The sequence below is a fragment of the Acinetobacter sp. BY419 genome, assembly GCF_019038395.1.
In the GTDB taxonomy this organism is placed as follows: Bacteria; Pseudomonadota; Gammaproteobacteria; order Pseudomonadales; family Moraxellaceae; genus Acinetobacter.
Genome location: NZ_JAGFXZ010000055.1, coordinates 1 through 7,977 on the forward strand (window position 1 = coordinate 1; position 7,977 = coordinate 7,977).

The 7,977-nt window shown below is 42.6% G+C and carries 7 protein-coding genes and 1 pseudogene; 5 read left to right on the top strand and 3 right to left on the bottom strand.

Annotation, left to right across the window (positions count from 1 at the left end; genetic code table 11):
• Together KUG37_RS14230 and KUG37_RS14235 are read right to left on the bottom strand one after the other, a co-directional pair.
• Positions 1-888, bottom strand: an 888-nt coding sequence (locus KUG37_RS14230; RefSeq protein ID WP_216940638.1) for an NAD(P)/FAD-dependent oxidoreductase, incomplete at its 3' end; no start/stop codon positions are given.
• Positions 889-1,098: 210 nt separating this feature from the next.
• A complete protein-coding gene (locus KUG37_RS14235; protein WP_216938179.1) occupies positions 1,099-1,935 on the bottom strand; it encodes an IclR family transcriptional regulator in 837 nt (278 codons plus the stop codon).
• A 461-nt stretch (positions 1,936-2,396) separates the two neighbouring features.
• On the opposite strand from KUG37_RS14235, the gene KUG37_RS14240 reads away from it, so the two are divergent.
• The 5 genes from KUG37_RS14240 to KUG37_RS14260 all read left to right on the top strand — a co-directional run bounded on the left by KUG37_RS14240 (position 2,397) and on the right by KUG37_RS14260 (position 7,690).
• Positions 2,397-3,551 (top strand): acyl-CoA dehydrogenase family protein, encoded by a 1,155-nt coding sequence (locus tag KUG37_RS14240; protein WP_216938181.1) that lies wholly within the window; start codon positions 2,397-2,399, stop codon positions 3,549-3,551.
• A gap of 31 nt (positions 3,552-3,582) precedes the next feature.
• Entirely contained in the window at positions 3,583-4,782 is a 1,200-nt protein-coding gene (locus KUG37_RS14245) for an acyl-CoA dehydrogenase (protein WP_216940641.1), read from the top strand.
• Positions 4,783-5,038: 256 nt separating this feature from the next.
• Positions 5,039-6,319, top strand: coding sequence for an MFS transporter (locus KUG37_RS14250; protein WP_216938185.1), 1,281 nt, complete (start codon positions 5,039-5,041; stop codon positions 6,317-6,319).
• Positions 6,320-6,359: 40 nt separating this feature from the next.
• Complete coding sequence (locus tag KUG37_RS14255; RefSeq protein WP_216938187.1) at positions 6,360-7,031, top strand: 3-oxoacid CoA-transferase subunit A; 672 nt, start codon at positions 6,360-6,362, stop codon at positions 7,029-7,031.
• A complete protein-coding gene (locus tag KUG37_RS14260; RefSeq protein ID WP_216938189.1) occupies positions 7,031-7,690 on the top strand; it encodes a 3-oxoacid CoA-transferase subunit B in 660 nt (219 codons plus the stop codon). Before KUG37_RS14255 ends, KUG37_RS14260 begins: the two co-directional genes overlap by 1 nt.
• A gap of 177 nt (positions 7,691-7,867) precedes the next feature.
• Here the strand turns inward: KUG37_RS14260 and KUG37_RS14265 are convergent.
• A pseudogene (locus tag KUG37_RS14265) lies at positions 7,868-7,977 on the bottom strand (IS982 family transposase); the annotation flags it as partial.

The following is a 7,977-nucleotide window of genomic DNA, read 5'->3' on the forward strand; positions in this document are numbered from 1 at the left end:
ATACTGCTTGATCAGTGGATGGGTTTTCCAGCGCTGCATTTCCATAAATGGATACATATGCGGGTTTTCATACGAAAGATCCACGATCATACCCAAGGTCACCTGGTGGTTTTCAGCGTGATATAACCACCAGCCGCCTGAAGAACCGGTTTCATTCAATGGCCAGCCGGCACCGTGCATCACCAGACCCGGTTTATGCTTGGCAGGGTCGATTTCCCAAAGCTCTTTAATGCCAATACCGTAATGTTGTGGATCAGCATCTTGGTCCAGATTGAATTTCTGGATCAGGCGTTTACCCAAATGACCACGGCAACCTTCAGCAAATAAAGTGTATTTGGCATGCAGTTCATAACCCGGAGTAAAGTTATGTGTCGGTTCGCCATCCTTGCCAATGCCCATGTCACCGGTCTGGATGCCTTTGACCGTACCATCTTCATGATAGAGGATTTCAGCAGCAGCAAAGCCCGGGAAGATCGACACTTCGAGTTCTTCAGCTTTAGTTCCTAACCAGCGCACCACGTTACCGAGTGAGATGACATAGTTGCCATCATTGTGCATGGTTTTAGGCACCATCCAGTGTGGTGCTTCCTGTGATTTCTCATCTGAAAGCAGGAAGAAGGTTTTATCTTCAGTCACCGGTACATTGAGAGGTGCACCCTGTTCTTTCCAGTCCGGGAACAGTTCATTCATGGCACGCGGTTCAAGTACCGCACCAGAAAGAATATGTGCACCCACTTCGGAGCCTTTCTCTACGACACAAACGGACAAATCATTTAAGTTGTTTTCAATTGCAAGTTGACGGATTTTGATCGCAGCAGAAAGACCCGCAGGGCCTGCGCCTACGATGACAACGTCAAACTCCATCGACTCTCTTGTGATATCTTCCATAAATAAAACTCCATTTCGCTATGCGATATTTTATCATTATCTCTAGATGTTATGAAGTTTAATTTTTATTTTTTATAAAGAACCAAAATTTAAAAAATTTATGATTTCTATAGGATAAATAGAACGGAAAATATCCAAGTTAAACGAGATAGAGGCCAACTGCATAAACAAATAAAAAGAGCGACCTAAGCCGCTCTTGTAATTAATCTCTTATATGCTATTAAGATTCATCGCAATATTATTCACCATATGAATCAGACGTGGTCCAATTTCATTTTCAAGTTTTTCCTGATTTAACAGATAACTTGGTGCACCACAGTTAAACGTTAAAATTCCATGTTTAGGATGAATCAGGGGAACTGCCACGGAATTCACATCTTTCGCCCAGTCGCCTAAAGACAGACAGTAACCATAATCTTGATAATCACGGATCGCACGTTCCAGATTACGCTTGATGGTAGGCCACTGGTCTTCGTTTCGTTTCTTGATCGCATCAAATAGATATTCGCGTTCTTTTACCTCCATCGCGGCCAGACAGGCACGTCCCATGGCACTAGAATGAATGGGCAAAGTTGAACCGACTGAACGACGCATCGTTAGTGTTGTATCCGTATGCACCACTTCTAGGTAAATCATATTGAGACGGTCACGTGTTGCCATAGCGACTGGTGCCTGCGCATAGCGTGACATTTCTTCCATAAACGGATAAGCCTGGGTGCGTGCAGAGATATTGCTTAACGCAGAGTAGCCCAGAGCTAGCACACCGACATCCAGTAAATATTTAGTCGTATTTGGAAGCTGTTTTAGATAGCCTAAAGAAACCAGGGTACTCGTAATGCGCGCCACAGTCGGTTTTGGCAAATTGGTCATTTGTGCAATTTCTTGATTGCCTAGTAACTGATTGGTTGCAGAGAAACATCTTAAAATCTCCAGGCCACGTGCAATAGACGCAATAAACTGGGGATTGTTTTCGCGATGAATATGCGAGATTGGATCTAAGCGAATTTCATCGAAGTTAGGTATTTCACCTGTTTTATTTTTTGTCATGGTCTACATAAGAGAGTAAATTAATGAATATCATAGCAACTTAGTTTCACGATACAAAATAAAACACTTGAATTATAGATAAATTATATAAATAACGATCATTTTTATTCTGTTCCATGCCCAAAAATTACTATACACGGTAAATAACTGCAAAAAATAGCTGATCTACTTTTGAAATAAATCATCTAATGAAACAATGAATTTTATAGAGTTTTGATCCTCATCAGCTTATAAAAAGTGCTATTCGGAATGTAAACTTTAAAAAGAAATAATTTCGCATTGTGAAATAATATTCTATATTAAATCAATTTTAAATCTAGAAAAATTTCATTTTTTATAAAAAAATAAATTTTTTAATGAATTTGCTTGCTGATTTTCTGGTTTTATGGTTATTTATTTCGTAATACGAAACAAAAATAAAGGTAAAGGAATTTACCCAAACTATATCCATGGAGATTCATATGATTCGTGATCCGGAAATGTTAGAGCAACTTCTGTCTACTATTCGCGATTTTGTAAAAAATGAACTGGTGCCTCTTGAACATGAAGTTGAAGAGAACAATGCCATTCCTGAACATATTGTGGAACAGATGAAAGAGCTAGGCTTGTTTGGCCTGACGATTCCAGAGGAATATGGCGGTTTAGGCATTACCATGGAAGAGGAAATTTTGGTCGCGATGGAATTAGGCCATACATCGGCTGCCTTCCGTTCTTTAATTGGTACCAACAACGGTATTGGTTCAAGTGGCATCGTAATTGATGGTACTGAAGAGCAAAAACAAAAATATTTACCACGTTATGCAACCGGCGAAATCATCGGGTCATTCTGTTTGACTGAACCAGATTCAGGTTCAGATGCAGCGTCTTTAAAAACCAGTGCAGTCAAAGACGGTGATTATTATATTTTAAACGGTACTAAACGCTTCATTACCAATGCACCTCGTGCCACCACATTTACCGTGATGGCACGTACCAATCCGGAGATTAGAGGTGCGAGCGGCATTTCAGCATTTTTGGTAGAAGCGGGCACACCGGGCTTAAGTCTGGGTAAGATTGATAAAAAAATGGGCCAGCACGGTTCTTATACCTGCGATGTTATTTTTGATAACTGTAAGGTGCATAAAGATCAGCTGATTGGTGGTGTGGAAGGAATTGGCTTTAAAACCGCAATGCGTGTTCTGGATAAGGGCCGTCTGCATATTGCTGGCTATAGCGTCGGCATGGCAGAACGTATGCTGGAAGATGCTTTAAATTATGCGGTTGAACGTAAACAGTTTGGTCAGGCTATTGCAAATTTCCAGCTGATTCAAGGCATGTTGGCCGACTCTAAAGCTGAAATTTATGCGGCTAAATGTATGGTGCTGGATGCGGCTCGCCTACGTGATGCCGGCCAAAATGTCACCACTGAAGCGTCTTGTGCAAAAATGTTTGCGACTGAAATGTGTGGTCGAGTTGCTGATCGCTGCCTACAGATCCATGGCGGAGCAGGTTATATCAGTGAATATTCAATTGAACGTTTCTACCGTGATGTGCGTTTGTTCCGTTTATATGAAGGAACTACGCAAATTCAGCAAATTATCATTGCGCGTGAAATGATTAAACAAGCAACGGTCTAAACTCATAATATTAAAATAGGGAAATATTAAAATGACGACAAAAAATAGATTTGATTGGCAAGATCCGTTCCTCATTGAACAGCAACTGAGTTCAGAAGAGCGCATGATTCGTGATGCAGCCGCTGCGTATTGTCAGGATAAGCTGATGCCACGGGTATTAGAACAGTTCCGCCATGAACAGACTGATCCGGCTATTTTCCGTGAGATGGGCGAATTAGGCTTGCTGGGTCCCACCATTCCAGAACAGTACGGTGGTGCCGGTTTAAATTATGTCAGCTATGGCTTAATCGCACGTGAAGTTGAGCGTGTCGATTCAGGTTATCGTTCCATGGCCAGTGTACAAAGTTCACTGGTGATGGTGCCGATCAATGAATTTGGCTCTGAAGTGCAAAAGCAGAAGTATTTACCAAAATTGGCCACCGGTGAATATATTGGCTGCTTCGGCCTGACTGAACCCGATCATGGTTCCGATCCGGGCAGCATGATTAGCCGTGCCAAAAAAGTCGAAGGCGGTTACAGTTTAACAGGTGCAAAAATGTGGATTACCAATAGTCCGATAGCAGATGTATTTGTGGTCTGGGCCAAAGAAGTATCCGCTGAAGGCAATGTCGGTGACATTCGCGGATTTATTTTGGAAAAAGGCTGGGAAGGGCTTTCAGCGCCCGCGATTCATGGCAAGGTTGGCTTACGTGCCTCGATTACCGGTGAAATTGTGATGGATAATGTCTTTGTACCGGAAGAGAATGCATTTCCAGAAGTACGTGGCTTAAAAGGTCCATTTACCTGTCTGAACAGTGCCCGTTACGGGATTGCCTGGGGTGCCATGGGAGCTGCAGAGTTCTGCTGGCATACTGCACATCAATACACCATGGATCGTAAACAGTTTGGCCGACCACTCGCGGCCAATCAGCTGATCCAGAAAAAACTGGCGGATATGCAAACTGAAATTGCACTCGGTCTACAGGTTGCTTTACGTTTTGGTCGAATGAAAGATGAAGGCATTGCTTCAGTCGAAGGTACGTCTTTAATTAAGCGGAATAACTGTGGTAAAGCTCTGGATATTGCACGTCTGGCACGTGACATGCTGGGTGGTAACGGGATCTCTGATGAATTTGGTGTAGCGCGTCATTTGGTGAATCTGGAAGTGGTGAATACTTATGAAGGTACCCATGATGTACATGCCTTGATTCTGGGACGTGCACAAACCGGAATTGCCGCATTCTGTAATTAAATCTCTTTATAAACCCTAGCCAACTTCTGTTGGCTAGAACCCCTGCTGTTGGTCTCACTGTAAGTGAACCAGACTATTTCTGAATGAATGCCATTGATGAAATAGCAGGAGGGAAAGAGAGCATCAAAAGAAGAATTCTCCTATTTTCTAAATGAGGGGATCATTGCAGTAATCTATTTTATTTTTCATATAAATAAGTATTTGAAAAAGATCAGTACTGAAAGCACCGGAATGCTAAAAAATATTTAAGGACGTTATGAATACAATCAGTGCGCAACCACACCATCTGGAAGGTGAAGACGAACCCAAGAAAAAAGTCTGGATTCTGGCTTTTATCTTCTCATTTTTGGCATTACTGGTTGATGGGGCCGATATTGCCTTATTGGCTTACAGTCTGACCAGTTTAAAACAAGAGTTTTCATTAAGCAGTATGCAGGCCGGTGCTTTAGGGAGCTGGACGCTGGCAGGTATGGCCATAGGTGGCTTCTTTGGGGGTTGGGCCTGCGACCGCTTTGGTCGGGTTCGTGTGATTGTGATCGCTATTGCACTATTTTCTTTATTAACTTTCGGTTTAGGTTTTGTTGAAAGTTATGATCAGTTCAAATGGCTGCGTTTTACATCTTCGATTGGCTTAGGGGCTTTATATATTGCTTGTAATACCCTGATGGCAGAATACGTACCAACTAAATACCGCTCTACCGTATTGGCTACACTTATGACGGGCTGGACCTTGGGTTCAGTCGTGGCTACTGTTTTAGCTGGCTGGCTATTGCCTGAATTTGGCTGGCGCTATCTCTATTACATTGCCATTATTCCTATTGTTCTTTCGGTCGCAATGTACTTTTTAGTACCCGAACCTAAAGCGTGGTTAGACTCGCGTCAAGCTCGCTTGGATGCAAAAGCCAGTGGCATTGCACAGGAGAAGCCAAAAAATACCTTTAAAATGGTCTTTGAAGATGCGCTAAGTCGTCGCATGTTTATTCTCTGGTCATTCAGTACGGCATTTCTACAGTTTGGATATTACGGTGTCAGCAATTGGTTGCCTGCCTATTTAGAGTCTGATCTAGGTATCAAGTTTAAAGAAATGACCATGTATATGATCGGAACTTTCCTGATCATGATGTGTACCAAAGTGATTGCCGGTTTTATCGCTGATCGGATTGGCCGTCGTGCAGTTTTTGCTTTTGGCACCATGGGGACTGCAATCTTTATTCCAGTGATTGTCTTTGGCAATACGCCGGACAATATCCTTTGGCTGATGTTATTTTTCGGGTTTCTTTATGGTATTCCCTATGGAATTAATGCGACCTACATGACTGAAAGCTTCTCCACCAAAGTGCGTGGAACGGCCGTAGGGGGTGCTTATAACGTTGGCCGACTGGGTGCTGTTTTTGCGCCACTGACGATTGGATACTTTGCTCAAGGTGGCTCAATAGGTACTGGTCTGCTGATTATGGGCATTGCCTATTTTCTTTGTGGCCTGATTCCAGCTTTCTTTATTAAAGACCGCTTATTTGATCCGCAAAAAGCAGATTAATCTGCAATCGCAATATAGATAGAACATGCCAGGAAGCAATATGATGAATAAAATCACGCAGGATATCGAGACGGTACTCAAACAAATTCCCGATGGTGCACACATTATGACCAGTGGTTTTGGTCTGGCAGGCCAGCCCGTAGAATTAATCGAAGCATTGATTGACATAGGTCCGAAAGATTTAACCATTATCAATAATAATGCTGCTTCTGGAGATCGTGGTTTAACCAATCTGCTGTTGTCCGGACTGGTCAAAAAAATGATCTGTTCATTTCCACGGGCCAATAATTCAACGGTATTTGAAGACCTGTATAAGGCCGGTAAGGTTGAACTGGAACTGGTACCACAAGGAAATCTGGCCTGCCGTATTCAGGCAGCGGGTGCGGGCCTGGGGGCTGTGTTCACCCCAACCGGATTCGGTACCAAGATTGCGGAGGGTAAAGAAACCCGAAATATCAACGGAAAAGACTATGTACTGGAATATCCGATTCATGCTGATTATGCCTTGATTTATGCCAATCAGGCAGACCGCTGGGGCAACTTAACTTACCGTAAGGCAGCGCGCAATTTTGGTCCAATTATGGCTAAAGCGGCAAAAACTACCATTGCTCAAGTCCACCAGATTGTGGAGCTGGGAGATCTTGATCCAGAGATCATCGTGACGCCTGGGATTTTTGTACAGCATGTAGTTCAGGTGGGAGATATTAAATAATGAATATTCAAAAGCGGACACGTGAACAGATTGTGGCTAAAGTCGCACAAGATATTCCAACCGGTTCTTTTGTGAATCTGGGTATTGGTTTGCCTACACGCGTGGCAGGTTATTTAAAACCTGAACAGCAAGTAATCCTGCACTCGGAAAATGGCGTTTTAGGTTTTGCTGCATTGAGCGATCCTGAACAGGCGGATGATGACCTGATTAACGCTGGTAAAGAGCTCGTGAGTATGCTGCAAGGTGGCAGTTTTATGAATTCTGCAGACTCCTTCGATATCATGCGAGGCGGACATTTAGATATCTGTATCCTAGGTGCTTTTCAGGTCGCGATAAATGGTGATTTGGCCAACTGGCATACTGGTAATGCTGATGCTGTACCTGCCGTAGGCGGTGCGATGGATCTGGCTGTGGGCGCTCGCTGTGTTTATGTGTGCATGGAGCATATGACCAAAAACGGTGAGCCTAAAATCGTGGAAGAACTGACCTATCCGATTACCGGTAAACATTGTGTCAACCGTATTTATACCGATCTGTGTGTGATTGAGTTAAGAGACAGCCAAGCTCAGGTTGTTGAAATAGTGGATGGCTTAAGTTTTGAAGAATTGCAACGGCAGACTGGCTGTAAATTAGTGGACAGTCGTCAACAAGCAGCCTAAACATAAGGCATCAAAAATTTGATCAAGTGAAACATAATTTTAAATCACAGCCTTGGCTGTGATTTTTAAACTTTAAAATTAATATTTTTTACACCTAAAATGAGGCATTTTTCACATTTTTACGATGTATATATAAACTTTTGCTAATGATTATCTTAATAATAACCTGAATCCTGCTTAAGCCGATGATTTCATAATTTGAATTTTTGGCTTATTTCGATGGGTTAATTGATATGCACATAGCGAAGCATAAATTCCGCTGAGAAATCCATGAAGACTACGTGCTT